The 23415-nt window shown below is 46.3% G+C and carries 16 protein-coding genes; 2 read left to right on the top strand and 14 right to left on the bottom strand.

All coding sequences use genetic code 11. From position 1 onward, the window contains the following. Positions 1 to 204 precede the first annotated feature (204 nt). From ON006_RS29020 to ON006_RS28955, 14 genes are all read right to left on the bottom strand, one after another. Positions 205 to 1920, bottom strand: a complete 1716-nt coding sequence (locus tag ON006_RS29020; protein ID WP_244821676.1) for an FAD-dependent oxidoreductase — start codon at positions 1918 to 1920, stop codon at positions 205 to 207. Positions 1921 to 1923: 3 nt separating this feature from the next. Next, entirely contained in the window at positions 1924 to 2829 is a 906-nt protein-coding gene (locus ON006_RS29015) for an anti-sigma factor (protein ID WP_244821675.1), read from the bottom strand. Then, positions 2826 to 3371, bottom strand: coding sequence for an RNA polymerase sigma factor (locus ON006_RS29010; protein WP_244821674.1), 546 nt, complete (start codon positions 3369 to 3371; stop codon positions 2826 to 2828). Before ON006_RS29010 ends, ON006_RS29015 begins: the two co-directional genes overlap by 4 nt. Positions 3372 to 3612: 241 nt before the next feature. Then, positions 3613 to 4341: a gliding motility-associated ABC transporter permease subunit GldF gene (gene gldF, locus ON006_RS29005; protein WP_244821673.1), complete on the bottom strand. Its 729-nt coding sequence runs from the start codon at positions 4339 to 4341 to the stop codon at positions 3613 to 3615. Positions 4342 to 4380: 39 nt separating this feature from the next. After that, positions 4381 to 4896: a DUF4199 domain-containing protein gene (locus tag ON006_RS29000; protein WP_244821672.1), complete on the bottom strand. Its 516-nt coding sequence runs from the start codon at positions 4894 to 4896 to the stop codon at positions 4381 to 4383. Between the two features lie 52 nt (positions 4897 to 4948). After that, positions 4949 to 5506 (bottom strand): DUF4199 domain-containing protein, encoded by a 558-nt coding sequence (locus ON006_RS28995; protein ID WP_244821671.1) that lies wholly within the window; start codon positions 5504 to 5506, stop codon positions 4949 to 4951. Next, positions 5503 to 6786, bottom strand: a complete 1284-nt coding sequence (locus tag ON006_RS28990; protein ID WP_244821670.1) for a dihydroorotase — start codon at positions 6784 to 6786, stop codon at positions 5503 to 5505. The genes ON006_RS28995 and ON006_RS28990 overlap by 4 nt, the downstream gene beginning before the upstream one ends. An 82-nt stretch (positions 6787 to 6868) precedes the next feature. Then, positions 6869 to 7249: a glycine cleavage system protein GcvH gene (gene gcvH, locus ON006_RS28985; protein ID WP_244821669.1), complete on the bottom strand. Its 381-nt coding sequence runs from the start codon at positions 7247 to 7249 to the stop codon at positions 6869 to 6871. Between the two features lie 75 nt (positions 7250 to 7324). Continuing rightward, on the bottom strand, positions 7325 to 14482 hold the full coding sequence (gene sov, locus ON006_RS28980) for a T9SS outer membrane translocon Sov/SprA (protein WP_244821668.1): 7158 nt from the start codon (positions 14480 to 14482) through the stop codon (positions 7325 to 7327). Positions 14483 to 14581: 99 nt separating this feature from the next. Beyond that, a complete protein-coding gene (gene ruvA / locus ON006_RS28975; protein ID WP_244821667.1) occupies positions 14582 to 15172 on the bottom strand; it encodes a Holliday junction branch migration protein RuvA in 591 nt (196 codons plus the stop codon). Between the two features lie 33 nt (positions 15173 to 15205). Beyond that, on the bottom strand, positions 15206 to 16765 hold the full coding sequence (locus ON006_RS28970; RefSeq protein ID WP_244821666.1) for a lytic transglycosylase domain-containing protein: 1560 nt from the start codon (positions 16763 to 16765) through the stop codon (positions 15206 to 15208). Between the two features lie 293 nt (positions 16766 to 17058). Beyond that, positions 17059 to 18516 carry an Asp-tRNA(Asn)/Glu-tRNA(Gln) amidotransferase subunit GatA gene (gatA, locus tag ON006_RS28965; RefSeq protein WP_244821782.1) on the bottom strand — a complete coding sequence of 486 codons (1458 nt, stop codon included), beginning with the start codon at positions 18514 to 18516 and terminating at the stop codon, positions 17059 to 17061. A 92-nt stretch (positions 18517 to 18608) separates the two neighbouring features. After that, positions 18609 to 18809: a Sec-independent protein translocase subunit TatA/TatB gene (locus tag ON006_RS28960; protein WP_026631334.1), complete on the bottom strand. Its 201-nt coding sequence runs from the start codon at positions 18807 to 18809 to the stop codon at positions 18609 to 18611. A 69-nt stretch (positions 18810 to 18878) separates the two neighbouring features. Continuing rightward, positions 18879 to 19295, bottom strand: a complete 417-nt coding sequence (locus tag ON006_RS28955) for a YkvA family protein (RefSeq protein ID WP_244821665.1) — start codon at positions 19293 to 19295, stop codon at positions 18879 to 18881. Positions 19296 to 19503: 208 nt separating this feature from the next. On the opposite strand from ON006_RS28955, the gene mdh reads away from it, so the two are divergent. Further along, positions 19504 to 20430: a malate dehydrogenase gene (mdh, locus tag ON006_RS28950; RefSeq protein WP_244821664.1), complete on the top strand. Its 927-nt coding sequence runs from the start codon at positions 19504 to 19506 to the stop codon at positions 20428 to 20430. A 171-nt stretch (positions 20431 to 20601) separates the two neighbouring features. After that, entirely contained in the window at positions 20602 to 23394 is a 2793-nt protein-coding gene (locus ON006_RS28945) for a TonB-dependent receptor (RefSeq protein WP_244821663.1), read from the top strand. Positions 23395 to 23415 lie beyond the last annotated feature (21 nt).

Genomic DNA, 23415 nt, shown 5'->3' with positions numbered 1-23415 from the left:
GATTTTAATATTTTTTCATTTACTTCAAAATAAACAATCGATATTCAAAAAGTTCAGCGATATAATCACCTTTATCGCATATTCATCATTGTCTAAGTACAACATTATTTCTTCCTTAAAGAGACAACATCAATTGGAATTTCTAAATTTACTTGAATTACCAGCGTTACTATAAATTTACCAAACTAAAAAATTCGGCAAATCTTATCCTTGCCACGCCAACTCAACCCCCTCCCCCTTCAAAAACTCCTGAAACCCAGCCAACAATTCCTTCCTCTCCCGCACAACCCGCGGACTAACCTTTTTCCCAATAGCAAACTTCACCAGCAACCCCACAGCCTCCCCAATACTCCATTCCACCGGATGCAGCCGGTAACAGCCATTCGTAATGTGCGTAGTACCGATATTCTTATTAGCAGGAAGTACATTCTCCATTCTCACGGGCAGTAATGCTCCTAGTGGGATTTGGAAGGGTAGTGATGCGAAATCGATGTAGTTGTTGCCTCCTGTGCTTGGGTGGAGGTCTATGTGGTAGTAACCTATGCCTACGCTGTCGTGGAATTCGGCGGCTTTGTCTTTCGGGCCTGGGGCGCCGTTTGCTACGGCCATTTCGCGGTTGGCGGCTCCTACGTGTTCTTCTTTGATGGTGAAAACGGCTTTGATGCGCCGCGATTCTCTTACGTAAGGATATTTGGCCAGGCCGTCTTCGGTACCCATGATGTCTTTGCGCAACCGTATTCCTGGCCAGCCTTTGCCGCCGTCGGGGCGAGGGGCTTCGGTTTGCAGCCAGTATAGCAGCGACAAACTCAGCTGCTTGCCTCTTTCAAAATGCTTGTTAAATTCCTTCTCATTCGCGCCTATCAGGTTACCGAGGAAATAATCGTTTTGCGGCCAGTTTACGATCGTAATGTCGCCTTTGTACGTGCCTGGTGTGAAGTTGGCCTTGCTGATGATCCTGCGGTAGTTCCAAAGGTTCAGTTTATCGCCGGTAGCAATGCCTTCCGGGTGAAAACCGAGTTCTTTGGGTTCCAATGTTTTGGGATTGGAGTATGACAGGTCGAGCAGCTTTCCAGACCAGGGCTTCGTCATTTTGGGGATGTAATTCTTCCAGATATCGTATTCCGCCGGTTTGTCGATCACATGGTTCTCTCCGGGCTGATAGTCTATCGCGAAGCAAACGGTGAATGCCTGTACGTTGTCGGGATTTGCTTTCTCGGGTGCGTGTAATTCATTGGTTTCGCTTTTGGCTTCGGTACCCGTTACAAACTCGGTACCTGTTACCGGCAGCAGATCGCCAAGCTCGGTAGCGTCTACAAAATAGGGTGCAGCAAGGGTTACCCGGGCTTTGCTTTTGGTATTGACAAATTCCAATGATTTCGCCTGGTTACCTTTCACTTCCGCGGAGACTACTTTATGCTCCAAAAGCAATGTCAATTTCCCCGAACTAATGTACGGCGCCAGCATATCATTCAAAACCGCCACCGCAACGCGCGGTTCGTGGCATAACCTGGAAACCGCTCCATCTCCGGGATTCAGGTTTTTACGGCTTTTGGCTTCGGCTGTCAGTGGGTAGTTTCTGATGTAATACTGCCTTACCGCATTGCGAAAATCACGGTAAGCCCTCGGAGCGCCGTGCGTTTCGATCCATTGATGCTCGTCCGGCGGTACTCCCTGCTGCGACACTTGGCCGCCAATCCAATCCGTTTCCTCCGTCAGGATCACCGACAAGCCATTCCGCAAAGAAGCCAGCGCAGCCGCGCAGCCCCCGAGTCCCGCACCTGCGACTACTACATCAGCCGAAAGTGTTTCCTTCGACTTATTTTCACGCAAAAAAGGCCCGGACTCTGCAGCCGGACCTTCGTTGTTATTTACTAATGCACTGGTGAGTGCGATACTTCCTAAAAAACTACGACGCTTCATACATCAACTCACTTTCCCCATTACATACATTTGTTCCATAGTCGGCGACGGTACGCCTCCTTCTTTTTCAAGCGTGATCGCGAATGCTACTGCACCGGGCTTGGTCTCCTTCATTTTTAAAACCTTGCCTGAAAACTGGTTATCGAGCATTCCCACATCTACTGGATTTCCATCCACGATCGTCCAAAGCTGGTACTGCTTGCCCGCCGGAGCTGCCGGGAGCTTTTGCACGTCTACGTACACCTCGTTCGTTTGCTGGTTCCAGAATGCAGACACTGCGCTTTCGGGAGATTTGGGCATGCCAGCCATTTTTACGACTTTATAACTCGGATCACTGTAAAGGCCTGCCAGTGAATGATTGTAGTCAAATCCCTGCTTCAAACCAGCCATTTCCGCCTTCATCTCATTCATTTCACCGGCCAATTGCTCATTGCTGCCTTTGTACTCGGTCATTTGAATAGCAGACCATCCTGCAAACATCGCCAGCAATACTGCTGCTGCAACCGCCAGTTTAGCCCAGAAAGGTGTTACTTCCCTCGTTTCGACCCTGTCGAATACATTTGAAATTACCTTCGGATCTTCGGTATTCACAGGCTGTAAAATGCCCGGAGTTTCGTCAGATACCTGCTCAGTTTTTCCAATTGTCAGTTCATCGGCTTGTGTATCATCTATATCTTTAACGGAATCAAAATTCATTTTGGCAAAAAGCGATTCTTTTAAAGATGCTGGTGGCGGAGTCTGATGTTTCAGTGCATATTCTTCCAAAGCACTTTCAGTTCGCAACAGCTCTTCTTTTATCTCAGGGTAAATATGAGACATACACTCCACCTCCTGTTTTTCCTGAGGAGAAACAGTGCCCAATACATATTCCTCTAATATACCGGACTCTATGTAGGCTTGGATATTCATACTGCAAAGTATTGTTTTAACTCGTGTAATGCGGTTCGGATCCTCGATTTTACCGTACCCAAAGGGATACTCAGCTCCTCTGAAATTTCCTCATGGGTATAGCCCTGAAAATAAGCCATATCAATGAGAATCTTTCTCTCGGGCCTGAGCATATCAACGATTGCTTTCATTTCCGAACTGACGGTCTGCGAATCTTCATACACATCCCGTTCATTCAGGACAGCCCTGTTTTCGATATCATCCATCGCCGGTTTTCTACCTTCCGCTCTGGCCGCGTCAATCGCACCATTTCGGGCGATATTCATGATCCATGTAAACAGTCGTCCCTTTTCCGGATTATAGGAAGCAATATTTTTCCATATCTTTAGAAAGGATTCCTGTAACACATCTGCGGCTCTCTCCTCGTCCCTCAACGTTTTTGAAATGATATTAAACAAAGCTCCTGAGTAATGGTCGTACAGGAATTCAAAGGCGGTTTGCTCGTTTCTTTTCAGAGCTAGCACCAATTCCTCTTCCGAGTATTTTACCTTGTTGGTCGCCAAGAGTTGTTTAACATTTAATTGTACATTACTTACTGGCAATCTAATAAAATTTCGGAAGAACCAGGCATGGGCATTATAATTAATTGCCTCCGTCTGAAATCCACCAAATATTATCAAAATTGGCAGCGCTGATGGTAGTCCCCACCGGGCGTTTAAAGTCGTCATCGCTAGTGTGTTTTTATCATATACGATCAACACACCTGCTTTGGATCAAACAATTACCGGCGCTGCTAAAAAGGATTCATTTTCTCATTTGTTCTACTTTCCAGAGGGTCAGAAAGTTAAAAAAAGCGATCAGGCTCAGCAGGTAAACCACATTGCGTGAGTCGACCAAACCCTTGCCCAGCGCAACGTATTGCTGGTCCAGCGCGACCCAGGACAGTATTTGCGCCACTATTCCTGTTCCAAACAATGCAGAAACCGAGCTAAAACCGACATACCAAATGAATGCTGTAAACACGCCAATGATGAAGGCCACGATCTGATTCTCGTTCAATGATGACGACCAGATACCCATTGAAACCACCACCCCACTGAAAAGCAAAAGTCCAATGTACGACCCCACCACCGCAGCTGAATCGATACTTCCTTCCGGGTTCCCTAGTTTGTAAACGCTGTAGTAATAGATCGTCGTGGGGAGCAAAGTGATCAGTACCAGCGCCCAGTTGGCGAAGAACTTACCAAGGACTAAATCACTGTTTCGAAGTGGTTTTGTAAGAAGCAATTCAAGCGTTCCCGTCCGTGCTTCCTCAGCGATGGAACGCATGGTAATGGCAGGAATCAGGAAAATCAGAACATAGGGTGCCAGGCTAAAAAACGAGCCCAGATCAGCATAGCCGTAGTCAAGTATATTGGATTCAGGAAATACCCAGACGATCAGTCCAATGGCAGTCAAAAATACGGCCATTACAATATAGGCGATCAGAGAGTTGAAGAAGCTGCCTATTTCTTTCCGGAATATTGTGAACACTGTTTCAGTGGGTTTAAATTTGCTCAGACCTCAGACGGATCATTCAAAAACAGGCTTATCCTTGCGGATAATCGCTGCTACGATCAGGGAAATCACAAAGCCCATGATGATGTACCCGAAAACCCCCATCACAAAAACGATTCCGGGAGACATCACTTTCTGGGAAAGTTCCATCGCCTGGTCTATCTGCGAATCGTCCAACCCTCTCTTTTCCATGTCTTCCCGCACCTTGTCCATTCCCTGGGTAAGCAATGTATTATCAATGAACTGCATATAGAACATCGCAAATGCGGAACTCAGCAAGCCCATCACGGCCGACGCCAATGTGCCCAGGCCAAGCCCTTCACCATACGACATGAAACCCTTGTTCTGTTCCCTGAAATCCTTCATCGCCAACACAATGGCGACTATCATGAAAATGAAGGAAAGTGAGGATAACATTTTGTTCTGAGACATTCCTGCAATGTTAATGATCGTAGAATAAATCATGATCACCACCGAAGCCAGTACTCCGTATTTCAGCGCAACGCGGGCAGTAGATGTTTTTTCTTCCATTCCAAAATGATGTTAAGAGATTGTTGAGAACGTTCCTATGTCACTAATATCATTATTTATTTTGATACAAACCATAATCCTGCTTTCGGAATATGAGCGAAATGACCAGTATCGGGATAATGGCCATCACCGTTTTTTTGCTGACCTCATCCATAATAATTTCAGACCGCTCCATGCTGCCGACCCCATTGTACATTTTAGCAAATTCCGCTTCTCCGATGTTCTTCACCAGTTCAGCCTTGCCTGCCAGCATCAATGTCTTCATTTCACCCAGATAGTTTGTAAACACGGAGGGATCAATGTAAGTCACGAAAAAGTAAATGAGCCAGCCCGCTATCAATGCCCCGATCGTATTGACTACATAACCGATGGTCAATGCTTCCCAAAGATGCAGAAAGCCATTTCCGACCTTCTTGCGATAGTACCAGCATGCGCCGGCTATCAAAATGATATGGATACCAAAGTCCAGGATTTTGTTGTTGCCCAGTGGCACAATGTCCATCAGGTACAGCCCCAGGAAAAATACAAAAACCAGCAAACCTGTCGCCAGGCCAAAAAGCAGGGAAATTTTTAAAATGGGTTTATTAAAATATGCAATAATTGATTTCATGAATACCACTCTTGTTTTCCATTGTTGATCACCCCTCTTACTTTGCCTTTCAGCCTCTTGCCCAAAAATGGCGTATTTTTCGATTTCGAGTAGCTTTTGTTAAAACCCCATTCCGTTTCCGCTTCGAAGAAAGTCAGATTAGCAATGCCTCCCTCTTCAACGCCGATCTCCGCCAGCCGGAGGATATGTCTTGGTGCATTGGTCAGTTTTTCAACAATATCCTCAATGCTCAGCCCACTGTGTTCGAGGGCTGTTGAAAACGTGGTCTCCAAACTTGTCATCCCAAAATCTGCATGATCAAATTCGAGATTCTTGCTCTCCTCGTCATGTGGATTGTGATCCGACACGATGGCGTCGATCGTACCGTCGGCTAATCCCTCTTTCAATGCATTCAGGTCAGATTCTGAACGGAAAGGTGGGTTCACTTTCAAATTGGTATCAAAATCAATCAGATCCTTGTCCAGGAACGCCAGCTGATGTGCCGCAATATCGCAGGTCACCGGCAGGCCTTTTGTCTTCGCCTCGCGGATCAAGCCCACCGCCTGCTTCGTCGATATCAACGAAACGTGTAATGCAGGTGTGGCAGATTTGTACATGCTTTTTTCCAAAGCATATTCAAGCAATTTCAGATCGCGGGTCAGCATCATTTCCTCAGCCAGCGACGGAATGCCTTTCATGCCGATCAATGTGCTTGTGACACCTTCGTGCATTTGCCCGTACAAAGTCAGTTGCCTGTCTTCCGGCCGGTTCATCAGCAATGCATTCAACGGCTGCAGGTACAGTATGGTTTTCAGGAATAAGTCCGCATTTTGCACCGGATGCTCACCATCCGTAAAAGCGATGGCGCCCGCCTCGTGCAGATCGATCATTTCAGTAAAATCCACACCTTCCGCTTTGCGGGTCACCGCCGCGGCCACGTGTAATTTTACCAACCCACCTGCGCCCGACTGGCGAATGTAATTAAGGGTATCTTTACTATGAACCACCGGTTCGGTATTAGGCAACAGTACTATTTCTGTAAACCCGCCACGCGAAGCAGCAATCCTGACTGAATTAAGGTCTTCTTTGTGTTCAAATCCCGGGTCACGCGAGGCTACCCGCATATCGATCCACCCGACGGATACGCTCAAACCGCTTCCTTCCCTAGCCTCGGCCCCATCGGCTTCGAGGCCGTCTCCAATTTTCTTAATTTTTCCGCCTTCAATCAGGATATCCTTCACCTGACCGTTGAACGGGGATTTTTTATCAACAATGCGAACAGAGCGAATTAACAATTTCATATCTTCTTTAAACTAATAGCCGGAATACATCTGGTACTGCCGGTTTCAAAAAAAAAGCTCCAACCGGAGCTTCAACCTAATATCAGGCACCTATAAATTTCTGGTAGTCTTCGGCGGATAACAAGCCATCCACGTCACCAGGATTTGCCAAACTTATTTTTACCATCCAGCCACGGCCGTAAGGATCTGTATTAACGAGTTCGGGCTCAGCGTCCAGTTCTTCATTCACTTCAACCACTGTACCAGCCACTGGAATAAAGAGATCAGAAACCGTCTTCACCGCTTCTACTGAACCAAAAACTTCCCCTTTGTCAAGCGCATCTCCGACAGTGTTGATGTCAACATACACAATATCACCTAATTCGTTCTGAGCATGATCTGTAATTCCAATAATTGCCGTATCTCCTTCAATACGAATCCATTCGTGATCTTCTGTATACTTAAGTTCTGACGGGAAATCCATGATTAAAAAGGTAAGTTGTAAATATCTTTGAACCGCAAATTACAAGATGTAGCGTGTAATTTCCAAATCGAAATATTATTCTGCCAAATTGAATTTCAACTGCACCCCTCCCGAAGTACTTGCCCGGTAAAAGGAATTGGAAACCAGCGGATCATTGAATGTACGATCAAAGTAAAACTGGACGCTTAACCGGTTGTTAACCATATAATTAATGGTTGGCCGCAGCTGGAAGTTGATATTTCCTGCAATAGGAATGTTTTCACCGTCAAATTTACGTTGGATCGATCTCGTATCGCGGAATGTAAGTGCGAGCTGCATCGTCATATCATTCTTCAGTTTCTTCTTTACGCCATTGATCTTGAAGGGCAGCGGTACATTGTTTTTGGTAAACCCAATATTTACCGTCACATCCTGATTGAACAGTTCCGCAACCTGAGAATTGGACAGGTTAAGCGCAATCGTACGGTCACGGTTATACTCTACCCGTGCGGTGACCCTGCTTTGCGTCCTGAACTCCACGCCCACCAGCGGCTGGAACTTCTCAGATAATGTAATGGTACTCATTGCAAACACCGGGATATACTGGCCCAGATCATTTAGTCTTGACGACAGCGGGTAGCCGGTTACAGCCAGGTTCACATATAACGCCTCATAATCCAGCGACGACGTGAAGTTACCCACGCTATAATTGGACATGTATTTATGTTTCAATGTAAATGAGCTGAACAGCTTTTTGAAAGCAGGTAGCTGCGACAAACCATTGTAGCTCAGATCCCAGTTCGGCATCGGGAATTTCAAAAATGGATTGGTACGCACCGTTTTCGGATCTTTTCCGGTATATGCAGCAAAGAATGACGAGATCAGAACGTCCTGCGAAGTTTCATTATACTCTCCTCCACTATTGTTCTCATTGTTCAGCCGTTCCATCAGAATGGCACGATATGCTCTGAATTTGTCGAACACCGGCGAAGAATTATCCTTCCTGATCTTTGCAAAAGCAGTCCTGAAAGACATGAACGACATACTGAACTGACCATTTCTGAGCGGGCTTTGAGATACAAAATCACCATCGGTATTCGGACGGTAAAACTCCTGATAAGCATCCTGCCGGGTTAGCCTGGCCTCAATGATCAGCCTGAAATCCTTGAATGGTTCCAAAGTTGTATTGGCAGAGAAATTCTTGGCAATGGTTTGCTGGAAAGGCATATTCTGCTGCTCGCTCTTGGTGATCCACCCCTTTTCTGCCGCCTTGATCTGGAAATTCCTGTCCTGCTGACCGAGTACGAATGGCAAGCCCGGTGCATTGGTATTGTCTATTCCAAAATATTTCGGGGCGCGGAGATAGCCCGGTAATGCAGTAGTTTCCAGTACCGAATAGCTGACATTAATTCCCCTTACCGTCATCAGGGCGCGTGTTACCGTTTTCAAAATGTCGGTAGTGCGCATATCAATGTCCTCGATATCACCTGGGCTTCTTGCAAAATTCTTCCTGGCAACTGACGGCGTATTTGCAAATTTCAGGTAACGCAGTTTGTTATAAAGCAATACAAAATCCACCTTTCCGGTTATGCCCCGCTCGCGGCTGTTCCTGATAATGTCCCCGAAAGGCAAGCCTGTCGTGTCTTTCAATCCCAATGCATTGGCCTGGTACTGGTAGGTAACGGAATGCTTGTAATCGGCCGTCATCCAGTCTGTCAGCGGTATTTTGTCCAAAGGAAGCCTATATGTGAGATCTATTCTTTGGTCAAAATTCTTGATCCTTCCCAGTTTTTTGAAATTGTTCCATAATGAATCCTTTTTCTCTGCGCTATTGATATCGCCCATCGGCTCGTCAATGATCGAGTTGGCAACGCCTTTGTAGGTCAGCGTCATGTTCCGCGTCAGGTTCCAGCCAAAGTCATAGTAGCGGTTAAACCAGAAATACTTTTCATACAATGGCTGAATTCCATCGGTAGTCAGGTCAGCATTGCGCAGCTGCGTTTTCAGGAAGCGACGATCCACATCGGTACTCACCTGCACCATATTGGGAAGCAGTGTCAGGTTAATGTCTTTGATCAGCTCCGCCCAGCGACTGGTCGCTTTCCAGTTTTTAAATGGCTCCATCGGTTTGGGCTGGCTACTGTACGCATACGTAATTCCCCCGCGGTACATCCGCTGGTTGTACTCCTGCGTGAGAATGTTCCGCCGCTTATCATCACTAAAAGCATAGGTAAAGGAGAAATTCTCGAAGTCAAAAAAGTGGTTTTTCGCCCCGGGTTTCGTCTTGATCTTTCGGACATTGGAGAAATTGATCCCTCGTTTGACAGCATTTTCCTCCACCATTCGCCGGTAACCGTCCCGCTCCTCGTCCGAAAGGAGATTGTCCAATGAGGTATTCAAAGGCGTATCAGGGTCCAGCGGGTCAAAATGTGGCTTGACGTTTCGCCGGTCGTAGCTCACAAACAATGGTATGCTAAAACCCCAGCTGGCAGGAAGCAGCTTGTCCAGAGCAATGTTGGAAGAAACACCATACTCAGTCGTGAAGTTACGCGAACGCTCTCCGATCCGCTGCTGAACACTTCCGAAACCGAATGTTTCCAACCTGCCGGAAGCAGTTAATGTTGCAAAATCCGCCAATTTCGCATTCAATTGAGCGATAGCAGCGATTCCGCCCGTTTCGTCAAAGCCTTCCACATGCATTTCATCCACCCAGATACAGAACGTTTTGGAACGTTCATCCACTGATTTCGGGTTACGCATCCCGATCATCATCACTCTTACCGAACTCAAATCCGGGTTTCCGACAACAGTCAGTTTATATCGCCCGTCGGCCGTCGTAACTGTGTATGGTACGCTCAGGTTTTTGTCCAGTTGCCTGTTTCGCTGCGCCTTGGCGTTGATCAGGTCCGCCAGGGCAATGTTAATCTCGTTGCCTTCGGGCCATACACTTTCCGCCACACTAACATCAGGCCGGGTCGCTTGCAATTTCGAAAGATCGATCTCGTAATAGTTTTGCGTAAGGTCAGTACCAATCCGCATGAATGCACCCACCATTCCGTCTTCATTTTGCTCGTTCTGCATGTGCACATACATCCGAAGTCTTTTGCGGAACAAAAGGTCAAGGTTTACATTTTTGAACACAGCACGGGAATCGCCATCACGCAGATCGGTCACGCAAAGGCTCATCGACTGCTCATTGAGCAACAATGGAGGTCGTTGCGTATTGTCCTGGTCACGTTTCCAACCCGGGGGAATCTGATAAATGTACTTGTTAGCCCCGGCGCTGGCAGAACTGTTTTCTTCCATACTGACAGTTCCAACCGTGAATTTAGCGTCATACGGCTCAGGCACTTCCTGTAATCCCGGCGCATCCAGATTGGAAGTATACTTGCGGTATTGCTGACCAACCATTTGAAGCTGTGCAAAGCGCAATACGACAGGCTGCTGAAAATCAGTCAGGTACATTCGCATAAACCGAATGGATTTAAAACCATTCATACTGCCCACTATTCCTGAAAATTCTTTGATAGGCACACGGAACAAGTACCAGTTCTGGCCGTCTGTCATGGTTTTATCCACAATGTATCCGTTACCAATTGCAAGCTGGTCCGGTTTCAGATCAATTTCGTATTCGTAATAAGACTCATTGTCGTTGATCGTGTTATCCACATTCATGTCCTCAGCGTCGGGGACATTGGTGGATGCGGGCGTTACATTCGCAGATCTTCCCAAACTTTCGGGAGAGTTGTTTTCCATCCCGATGTAGCTTTTGTAACGCTGCAATACTTTCAGATTAGCACTATCCAGCTCCGCTCCCAGAAAAAACTTAAAATCATCACCAGAAGGGTCCGCGATTATTCTTTCCCTCGCGTCAGCAGTCAGGTTTGCTGGCAACCGATCTATATATTGTTTAAAAAACGTTCTTTCCTCCGCATTACTCAGACCGTCCAAACCGACATCCTGCTTTTCACGCGCCCCCGACTCATTGCTGAATGCATTGATCAGATATTGCGATTTGGTGGCATACCCCCAGGCGGTAGAGTCAACGTTAACCCCAACTTGCTTGGGAACGATCGGCAATCCGTTTTCAAAGTTATAACGCTCATCAGGAATAACATCTTCCGAAATATCGCCCAGGTTAAATACTAGTTTTCCGCCGGTCGTATTGTTTTCGCCTTTGAACCCGTCACGGACTTTTCCGTTATCTCCTTTGATAAAAGGGTCCAGCATCCAGAACTCTATACTTTCGATATTCGCATTGTCAAAGTCATTATCCGAAGTAATCGCTCGGCTGATCGCGCCGAAATTCTGGCGCGGAGTTTTCAGCAGACCATCCGGACTCAGGTCAACATTGTAATTGTACATTCCCTTTTCGCTGGGGAAGTAGGCGATATCCAGCACATTTTGCGGATAGGTAACCAATCCTGCAATGGGACGATTTGGGAAAATGTCAGTTGGCAGGTATAATCTTTCGTAAAAATTGGCCCTGTCCGCTTCATCAAGGTTGCTCGGCGGCTGGTACCCTCCTCCAAGGCCTTGTGCTCCCGCAAAAATATTGTCAACTGTATAGGCCGAAATACGCGCACGCTTGTAACCGTAATTAAGCGTCTTCCCATCCAACCCCTCGCGGAATTTCGGAGGAACAGCGGCCAGTCTCCATTTCTGTGGCTGACGCGACAGGTCATAAATTGTACGCGTAGCTTCAAAATCGTCCACCAATGAACGGTTATTCACATCTTTGGAAACGCCGGGAAGCAATTTGGCAAATTCGCCTTTGAACTGAATACTGGACATTTCCTTGGTTTGCAGGAAAGGCAACGCATCGAGCCATTTGGTCAGGAAAGGGACATCCTTGCGGAAATTGATATCAAAACCAAGTATCGTGTTATTCACCGGCTCATTACCAATGGATACACGTGTTAGGAAACCTGCCGGTCTCTCACGGTATTTAATAGCCGTAAATCCAAGGCTCAAATCGCGGTTTACAAGGTAATCAAGTCTTGTTCCCAACAATGACCTGATTTGGTTCTGGAACATATCCGGTCTTTCATATTCGATGACGATCTCTCGCCCTGAGTTCAGTACGCTGCTGTTCAGCAACCTTATCCGGCCAATCTGTGCTTCGACAATATAATCAGAGCCTGGCGAAAGTGGTACACCGCCGGAAGTGACGGTTACCGAAGTTTCCAGCACACCAAATGGCAGCTGCACCTCCGCTCCACCGCTCGACTGGTACGAACCTTTGATAAAGAACTTGTTGCGTTCCGTAATCTGCTGCGCATCGATCATCGTAGTCCGGTACAGCTCACTGAACACATATTTGTTACGGAACTGGTCCTCGCCAGCTCCAAATTTTTTGGATAGGTTGGTACCAAATGGTTCGAGCACCGGGAAAATGATCCGGCCGGATTTGCTATCCATCGTAATGCCGTCAACAAAGTCGAAATTACCGTCGGGTTGCAGATCATTCACCGGATTAAGACGGTCCAGCCCGGCGAGACGGATGAGCGGCACATTGGCGATGCTACTTTCCTGTAAATTGGGGTTATCTATCCCAGTTTGGTCATCCTTATAAATAATTCTTAACTGAAAACCCTGTTTTTCAATTTGGCTGGTTCCCAGGGAGTAAATATTTTTCATCATCAGGTCCCACATCGGAAGCTTCGTATTGTTCCGGATCGTCGATGATTTCAGCAATTTCAATGCGATTACTTCATTGTCCTTTCGGGCCTGGTAATCTTCGGTAAGCTCCCCTACCTTAAATGCTCTTCCGTTCAATGTATATTCGTAAGAAACGGCTAGTACCTCGTCGTTTCTCAATGCATTGGTCAAAGAAATGTAGCCCAGCTGCGGATGAAACGTGTAGTCACGATCCACTATAAGTCGTTTCGCTCCGCGCAATAACTCATAATCCAGCGTCTTTTCGAGTCCCAGGGCGGTAATAGCGCTGTTGGTGTTATCAACCTGCCTGAAAGCGTTGTTATCCGACAGTGTTTTGTATAAACCATTAGCCGCATTGTCAGCCGGAGAAGTGGACCGGATCGGCTGCAAGCTCGGGTTTGCCGATTTGTAAGGCGCAGGTTCACCCAAATCCGCGAAACCGACTACATTCCTTAAAGATTCCGTAGTTGTGGTGCGGTTGGTAACATATACTTCAATCCTCGTTACAGTCACACCCGAAGTAATAGTCGGTGTGTTTTGCAACGCGCTCTCGTAGATGTTCCTGAAATATTGAGATAGAAAAAAGTTACGGTTTTCGTCGTAGGTATCCGCGCGAAGTTCAAAGTCACGGTTCTGGGCACCACCGCGTAACACGATCCGTTCCTTACTCGATTTTTGTTGTGAAGCTACCAATGTCGCCTTCAATCTTCCGAACTGAAGATCAGTTTTTAAACCAAACAAATTCTGAACTCCCGGGATAAGCTGGCTGTTGATCGCCCAGTTGATATTTCCAGCTTCTATTTTGCGAATAAAGCTCTCTTCCGGGTTCTTATAATTCAGCTTGATCGCATTCTCAAAGTTGAAGTTGGCCTTCGTATCGAAATTCGTCTGAAAACCCAGCTGATCGCCCAGTCGCGCATCAAAGTTGATGGCGATCTGCTCATTGAATATGAATTGGGTATTGCGCCGCTGGCGGATAGGGATAGACGGATTGTCCAGAAATTGGTGCATCAGCCCCAAATCCAGCGAAACGAAACCGGTAGGCTTGAAGTTGACAAAATCGTCACCCAGCAATTTCGAAATTCCAGGAGGCAGATCCAGCTTCGGTAAAAGCCCGCGTGCGCCCATCGCACTCTTGCCATCCTGCCTTCCCGCGTACTCACGCAAGAGGCTTTTGAAAGCTCGGTCTTCCTGGATCTTGTCATAAGTTTCCAGGTCCATTCGTTCCGGTGCACGGAAATTAAGATTGCCTGCCGGTGTCTGGATATTTTCAGAAACGGCTATTTTCCCGGCGCTGTCCAGCAATATGGAAGTCGAAATGTTAGACGGGTCGCGAAGATAAAATGGTGATTTGGGGCGAGGTTCCGCGATCCGGTTGGAATAGTAGTCTTTCCACCGCATGATCAGCTGGCTGCCCGTTCTGTCAAGGTTCTTTCTGGTGGTATCCTCGATGATCGTGTCGGCCAGAAGCGCCCATTCCTCAGTCTGGGCTGTATACAGAGTATTCTTATCAACAGAAACATTGGCTAATAGTACCGCTCCTGCTGAAATGCTAACTGCCTTAAACAGAAATGAGTAAATCGTTGATGACAAAGTAATATACTTATTTAGAGAAGGTTGTAACTACACTCAAATCCATCAACACGATTTTACTATCGTAAATTTTTTTGCCAAATATCATTACAGTTCCGATTATCGAAGCGCAAGTTTTATCAGGTTTTCAACAGTGATCGTCTGTCCTTCACGCTTGATAATGGCGTCCAGACTTTTTTCCGCTGTTGCTTTGGGTATTCCCAATGTAACAAGAGCAGCCAACGCTTCACTTCTAATGTTGCCGGAAGACGTACCAACCGATTTTGTACCCGTTGACACTAAATCCTCTTTGCGGATTTTATCTTTTAATTCCAGGATAACTCGTTGAGCAGTTTTGGATCCTATCCCTTTAATGGACTGGATCAGGCGCAGATCTTCATCTATAATTCCTTGCCGGATCTCGGACGAAGAAAGCGAAGAAAGCATTACCAATGCTGTTGAAGGCCCGATTCCAGATATCCCAATGAGATCCAGGAAAAGCCTTTTTTCATCGTTTCCCCAAAAACCGTACAGTATGTGGGCATCCTCCCGTATATTCAGGAACGTTACTAACTTGCAGCGTTCCCCCAGCTCCGGAAGTGAAGTATAGGTTTGTAAAGATATGCGAACTTCGTAGCCAATTCCGGATACATCGATAATGGCATAAGCCGGATCTTTGTAGACTACAGTTCCGTTAACGTAGGCAATCATAAAAATAGTATGTGTGTTTCAGACTCTTGTTCACTAGGTAGAAATGATCAGTTTTTGTCCCGGCTTGATCGCATTGCCCCTTATTTTGTTTCTCTTTTTCAACTGGTCTATTTCAAGCCCGTAACGTTGAGAAATAATCCACAAAGTATCCCCCTTCTGAACCGTATGATAGCGCTTTTTGGTATGCCTGTCGTTTCTCTTAACAGGTTTTTCCGGCTCTTGATACGACGTTGACGCAATTCTTACGGTTGGCTGTTTAACTTTTACTTCTTTGTAAATAACCAGTCGCTGGCCTTTTCTAATGTTGCTTCTGCGGATATGGTTCCATCTTTTCAGTTCCGAAACCGTAACGCGGTACCTTTTCGCAATTGATATCAGGTTTTCTCCGCTGCGAACTGTATGGGACGATCTTTTTGTCCTGCTACGTTCAATGGTTTCCTCAGTATCCTGATCTTCCAGCTCATCGCTCTGCTCCTGACCGGTACTCACCAGCGCATACGGGAAAGCACTAACATTACCGAGCGAGTCCGTAGTAGTACTGTCCACACGGGCAACCATCACACCGGTAGGCAGGTATCTCCTCGTACAGGAATCCATAATGGAGTTTCTGTTGCTCACCAGATAGGTAAACTGCATACTTGGCACTTTCAGTACAAAATCTCTTGTAATATCAGGAAGTGACGTTTTGGTGATCTGGGGGTTCAGCTGTTTAAGCTCTTCGAAATCAATATTGCTTTGTTTGCAAAATGTAAAAAGATCAATGTAGCCGTTGATATGAATGGTGTCATTGGGGATCTGGAACTCTGTGTTCTCAGGAAATATACCGTGGTCATTTCCGTAGTTCATCATGTAGTTCATCGCCACGTACTGAGGCACATACGAACGCGTTTCGCGTGGAAGTACATTGTAAATGGTCCAGAATGTAGTTCCGTGTGAGCGACGCATGGCGCGTTTTACATTGCCTGGTCCTGTATTATAGGAAGCGAGTGCAAGTTCCCAGTCGCCAAAAATCCTGTAAAGTTGTTTCAGATACAGACAGGCAGCTTCAGTAGCCTTCACCGGTTCGAAGCGTTCGTCGATATATTTATCCTGATAAAGACCAAATTCACGGCCGGTTGCAGGCATAAATTGCCACAGGCCACCAGCTCTGGCATGCGAGATCACCGTTGGGTTTAGGCCCGATTCAATCATGGAAAGATATTTGAGCTCAACGGGCAGTCCGTGTTTCTGCAGTGTCTTTTCGAAAAGGGGAAAATATAAGGGCATTTTCTCCATCATCGTTTTGGTGAACTTTGCCTTTTTGTAGATAAAATATTCTACAAATTCATGAGAGGACTTATGATAGGTAAGCGGAATTGATCTTTCCAGTTTTGCGAACCGTGCTCTCAGCAGTTCCTGAGGAATAGCGGGTGTCGCCCCAATTTCTTCTACTTCCGGTAAGTAGGGTAATAAACTTTCTTCTGCCTGAGCAATAGTCTCCAGTGTATCTGGCTCGGCTGCTAACTTCTCCTGTGGAATGACGGCCTCAGCCGGCGAGTTCCAGAATCCAACACACATGGCTCCGAGCCACAATACTTTTTTCGAAATCCTCATCAATAAATGTTTTTTGAAGGTTAATCAATTCCCGGTTTTCAATGGCTAGTACCTGTTGATGAAATTAATACAGATAAAATATCCCTTTTTAGAATTTTCAACGTTCTGAAAATCTGCCTGATGAATTAGAATAATCTCTAACACATTTTACTTTTTGCTCATAAAACCCTGTCAGAACAACCCACGAAACAACTCGTCATTCTGGCATGATTATTTACTTTTAAATCCTCGGGTTTAAATACAACCACTTGTAACCGGCAAGATAAAAAAACAGATTGACTTTCTGCGTCTTACTAGTGATTTGTATTGTATTCAACAGCAACCTTTTTGTTCAGTTCGGTAAGGTAGCTGGCGAAGGCCAGCATTTTTTCCTCACCAAAATAAGGAGCCATTATTTGAATTCCAACTGGCATTCCATGGTCGTCTTTTCCATTGGGAATAGCGATTGCAGGATTTCCAACAACGTTTGCCTGCACTGTGAAAATATCAGCAAGATACATTTGTAAAGGATCTTCTGTCTTTTCACCAATCGTAAAGGCTGTGGTAGGTGTAACCGGGGAAATCAGAAAATCGAACTGCTCAAAGAACCGGTTCGTTTCCTCCCGCACCAATCTTCTAACGCGTTGCGCCTTGGTATAGTATGCGTCATAATAATTTGCGCTCAATACGAAAGTCCCCAACAGGATCCTTCTCCTCACCTCCTCACCGAAAGCTTCGGTACGGGTTTTTTTATACATGCTTTCCAGATCCACGGATTCAGGGCTTCGGTAACCGTAACGCACACCGTCGAACCGTGATAAATTGGAACTTGCTTCTGCAGTTGTAAGAATGTAATACGTAGGCAGCAACGAATCCAGCAAAGGCATTTCAACCGGCGTTACCTCGTGCCCCTCAGCACGTAAACGGTTCAGCACGTCCAGTGTCTGCTGACGAATCTCCGAAGAAATCGCCTCATTATCAATCGTTTCCCGAATATACCCTATTTTCGCCTTACCATTCCATTCCATTTTGGACGAATAGGCAGGCACTTCTTTACTTGAAACCGTGCTGTCGAAATTATCTTGTCCCGACATAATTTCAAGGATCAGGGCAGCATCTTCAACAGATTTTGTAATCGGCCCGATGCAGTCAAATGACGATGCATAAGCGATAAGACCATAGCGGGAAACACGCCCATAAGAAGGCTTGACACCGATTACGCCGCAAAATGCAGCCGGCTGCCGAACCGATCCGCCGGTATCACTACCCAGGGACGCATGGCAAAGCCCGGCCTGAACAGCTACTGCCGATCCGCCTGACGATCCACCCGGAACTTTAGAATTATTGGCCGCGTTTAACACCGGCCCGAAAGAAGAATTTTCATTGGAAGAACCCATCGCGAACTCATCGCAGTTTTGCCTTCCTATCACAATGGCGTCCTCGTCGAGAAGGCGCTGCACTGCCGTGCCTGTGTATGGAGCTTCGTAGGATTGAAGGATTTTACTCCCGGCCTGTAAGCCGTGACCTTTGTAGGAAAGGACATCTTTGAGCCCGATGACCAGCCCGGCCAGCCTTCCGGCTGTTCCGTCTTTTATTTTTTGGTCAACGGTCGCTGCTGCTCCCAGTGCCTCGTCTGCGTACACTTCAACAAAAGCATTGAGATGGGCCGCAGACGTAATATTTTCTAGATAATGATTCACTAACTTGACGCAGGTCAAACCTCCTTCACGCAAATCTTCCTGAATTTCGGCTAGCGTCAGATACTCTTTCAATGTAATTTCTTTGTGGGGTTGTAAATAAAGAATCAGAGCCATTAAGTGGATGCTTAAAGGCTCTGGTTGTACCTCGTATAAGAATGGAAGCGTTATTTGGGGTCTTCCATGCTTTTCTCAATATTCTCCTTAACGTCTTTGGTAGCGTTCTTGAATTCATTGATACCTTGCCCCAAACCGCGCATCAATTCAGGAATTTTCTTCGCACCGAAGAAAAGTAAAACGAACAAGGCAACCAAAAAGATCTCCTGTCCACCTAATCCCATAAATGCCAAAACGGTTACTGATTCCATATCTGTTTTCTTTTTAATGTTTACAAAAATAATTATTCTTTTTTATAAGAACTAAAACTATGGTGGGTTTTATCCTATATTAATCGTTTTTTCATTCTTTTCCCAATCACTGAATTTCCTCACATCATCACTCAATGTTTTGAGGAGCCACACCACCAAAGCAACGTCATCCGTGATGCCTATAACCGGCAAAAAGTCAGGAATAAGGTCAATCGGCGACACAAAATAGATCAGAACGGCAATGATCGAGATCAGGCTTTTCCAGGGTAAACCTTTGTATTCACCAGCGGCGTAAGCCCTCACCATCCGGATCAGCAGCTGCACCCCGTTCTGAAACTCGGACAGGTTGTCCTTGAACCCCACCTTCTGAAGCTTCCCGACGACCTCCTTGGCCAGCTCGAACAAACGTGTGGAATTTTGTGCATAACGGCCAGCTTTTCCTTCGGCATTCTTAAAAAAAATTGATTTTAAAATTCGTGAAATCATGGACTCATCATTCATTATACTAAGCAAGAAAAAGTGGTTTATAATGCCAATATAACTATCAAGATACGTAAAAAATTGCATTTTGGATTACGCCCGCGACTTTTCCGGCAAAAAATCACATTCCGCTTGGTTTAAACAAATTATGTATCCTACTTTTAGGAAAAAATTCAAAAAGCATTAATTTCTATACAATTAACCATATTTCTATATGAAGATTACTGTTGTAGGTGCGGGCGCCGTTGGTGCAACTACTGCCGATAATATTATTCGTCGTGAGCTGGCTGAGGAGGTCGTATTACTTGACATTAAAGAAGGCGTGAGCGAAGGCAAATCGCTGGACATGTACCAGACGGCAGCATTGCTTGGCTTCAATACCAAACCCGTTGGCTCTACCAATGATTACGAAAAGACAAAAGGATCTGATGTAGTGGTTATCACTTCCGGCCTGCCCCGCAAACCGGGTATGACGCGCGAAGAATTGATTGGAATCAATGCAGGAATTGTAAAAGGAGTTACTGAAAATATCCTCAAATACTCTCCCAAAGCGATCATCATCGTGGTTTCCAACCCAATGGACACCATGACTTACCTGGCACTGAAAGAGTCAGGCATCCCTAAGAAACGATTGATCGGAATGGGTGGTGCATTGGACAGCGCGCGTTTCAAAACATACCTGGCACTGGCAATGGATGTTTCACCCCTCGATATTCACGGAATGGTGATCGGTGGCCACGGCGACACGACCATGATCCCACTTACCAGACTGGCTACGTATAATGGTATCCCCGTTAGCCGTTTCCTTTCTTCCGACCAGCTTGAAAAAGTAGCTGCAGATACAATGGTAGGCGGTGCTACATTGACGAAACTGATCGGTACATCGGCATGGTATGCGCCGGGAGCTGCTACCTTATTATTGGTTGAAAGTATTGTCCGTAACCAGAAACGCATCGTCCCTTGCAGCGTTTACCTCAATGGTGAGTACGGCCAGAAGGACATTTGCATGGGCGTTCCGGTAGTACTGGGAAGAAGCGGCTGGGAAAAAATCGTTAACCTGCGTCTGAGCGATGCAGAAAAAGCGGCGTTTGAAAAATCAGCGGAAGCCGTTCGCTCTATGAACGGTGCTTTGAGTTTGTAAGACCATATAAATTAACTAACATACAGGCCGGTCCGGATATTCCGGGCCGGCCTTTGTTTTATACCGGTATTTGGTTTTACCTCTGATTTGGGTTAAATTGTTAGCTAATAATTCAATAAAAAAACAATAAAGTATCATTTTCATCAACTATCCATTAAAACATGCACATTTATGAAAAATCTTTTAATTCTACTTCTGGCCATTCTGGGCCCGCTCACTTCATTTGCACAAGGTATTAAAGGCAAGATCACAGACGAAAAAAATGGCTCGGCGCTACCAGGAGTTTCGATCCTCGTACAATCAACCAACAACGGAACAGTTACAGATGCAGACGGCAATTTCACGATTAACATTAGCGAAGGCTCGTACAACATCGTAGTCTCTTTCATCGGCTATACGCCTCAGATCATCCCGGCCGTGGTGACAGCAGGAGCAACCACAACATTGAATGTATCGATGGCCGAGTCGTCGGAAGTACTGAGCGAAATTGTGGTCACCGGCTCCCGAAGCGGCGGCCGATCCCGCATTGATTCGCCTGTCCCCGTCGACATTATTCCGGTTTCCCAGATCACCAATAATGTCGGCCAGGTGGATATCAACCAGATACTGACTTACATCGCGCCGTCCTTCCAGTCGTCTCGGCAAACCATTTCCGATGGTTCCGACCACATTGACCCGGCACAGCTCAGAGGGTTGGGCCCCGATCAGGTGCTGGTCTTGGTAAATGGCAAAAGAAGGCACCAGTCTTCGCTCGTCAACGTGAATGGAACCGTGAACCGCGGCACAGTCGGAACGGATTTGAATGCTATTCCGGCTACTGCGGTGGATAAAATCGAGATCCTTCGCGACGGCGCTGCAGCCCAGTACGGTTCCGACGCGATTGCGGGTGTGATCAATATTATTCTCAAAACCCGCACCGGCCTGAGCGGCAATGTCTCCTACGGGCAAAACGTAACGAGCTATGACAAAAACTATGTCCTCAACAGCGGCAAGGACGCGTCCGTTAACATTTCGGACGGTGGTACAGCTCAGGTGGGCTTGAATTACGGTTTCAAAATCGGCGAGAAAGGCTTTGTGAATATTACCGGCGAATATGTAAACCGCGAAGCGACCAACAGGACCGGAACTTATACCGGGCAAATTTACCCCGCAGTGGGAGGTAAAATTGTGGATGATGAGCTCTTGAATACCAAAGGGCTGACCCGTAATGACTTTGACATGCGAATTGGAAATTCAAAGGTCAAGGGTGGTGGCGTCGTTTTGAACGCGAGTATTCCGCTTAGTACCCATGTCGATTTCTATGCTTTCGGAGGCTATAACCATAAGAAAGGAAATGCCGCTGGTTTTTATCGCTATCCCAATGGTATTCCGGCGGTAGTAAGAACCAATGTGCTTGCGATTTATCCAAATGGCTTTCTACCTGAAATTAACAGCGACGTGACCGACATTTCGGCGGCGGCGGGCTTTCGCGGTAAACTGGGCGAATGGAAATTTGACCTGAGCAATACGTTTGGCAAAAATGATTTTGATTACGCCATATCCAATTCTGTGAATTACACGCAGGTAAACACAGCAATGAACATTCAAAGAGAATTTAATGCAGGTGGAAATGGGTTTTCCCAAAATACGATCAATCTCGATCTGGGAAGAAAGTTTGATGTGCTATACGGACTCAATGTCGCGCTGGGCGCTGAACAACGTACCGACAAGTACACGATTACAGCCGGCGAAGAGTCGTCCTACAAAAATTATGATGTAGCAGCGGGAGTAGCAGCAGGTGCGCAGGTATTTTCAGGATTCTTCCCTCAAAATGCAGGGTCGCATTCCCGTCACAGCGTCGCAGGCTACCTTGATCTCGAACAGGATATTACCAAAGCCTGGGTACTGAGCGCCGCGCTACGTTTTGAGAACTACTCGGATTTTGGGAACACATTGAACTACAAAGTCGCAACGCGTTACAAGATCACAGACGGTATCGCCCTGAGAGCATCGGCCAGCAGCGGGTTTCGGGCGCCGTCATTGCAGCAACGTTACTATGCCAAAACCAACACATTGTTCGTAACCCAAAACGGCCAGCAGGTGGCGCAGGAAAGCGGGACATTTACCAACGATAGTAAACCGGCCGAAATTCTTGGTATTCCCAAACTGAAACAGGAAACCTCGCAAAGCTTCACCGTCGGAACTACCATTCAGATCAACAATGCTTTCGAACTGACGGTCGACGCTTACCAGATTGACATTGATGACCGCATCGTATTGACTAACAACTTTAATGATGGTGGTAATGCAGCGCTAAAAGCACAGCTCGCCGCAGCCAATGCAACTACCGCCAATTTCTTTTCAAATGCTGTGGATACCCGCTCCCGGGGAATTGAAAGCGTTTTGTCATATAATACCAGATTCGCCGGCAATCAATCCATAAGAGCTGTTTTGGCCGGGACCTTTATCCAGAACAAAGTGAAAAAAGACGCCAGCGGCAAGCCGATCATTCACGCGTCGGACATATTGGTGCAGACCAACCAGGTTAATACTTATTTCAATCGCGAAGACATGAGCCGGTTTGAAATAGCAAGCCCCAAAAACAAGCAAAGTCTGACAATCAATTATAAAGTTGGAAAATTTGGTGTCATGCTGCGTGCAGTACGCTTCGGGGAAGTAAGTTATTGGGACCCGACCATCGATCCTACCAAACCTGAGTCATGGCCTGTGAATACATTAACCGGACAAAAAGAGACGTTAGACCAGACATTTGGCGCAAAAATCGTCACCGATATCGCATTAAATTATGATCTGGTGAAAGGAATCAATCTTTCGATTGGAGCTAATAATTTGTTTGATGTGTACCAGGACAGGCATACACATTCAGGGAATTTCAGTTTGGGACGATTTGTATATTCCCGCCGCGTGCAGCAAATGGGCGTGAACGGACGATACATTTTTGCGAGGGTGAATTTCAACTTTTGATTATGAAAGACTTGGTAAGTC

The sequence above is a fragment of the Dyadobacter pollutisoli genome, assembly GCF_026625565.1.
In the GTDB taxonomy this organism is placed as follows: Bacteria; Bacteroidota; Bacteroidia; order Cytophagales; family Spirosomataceae; genus Dyadobacter; species Dyadobacter pollutisoli.
This window is presented reverse-complemented; position numbering and strand designations above follow the sequence as displayed.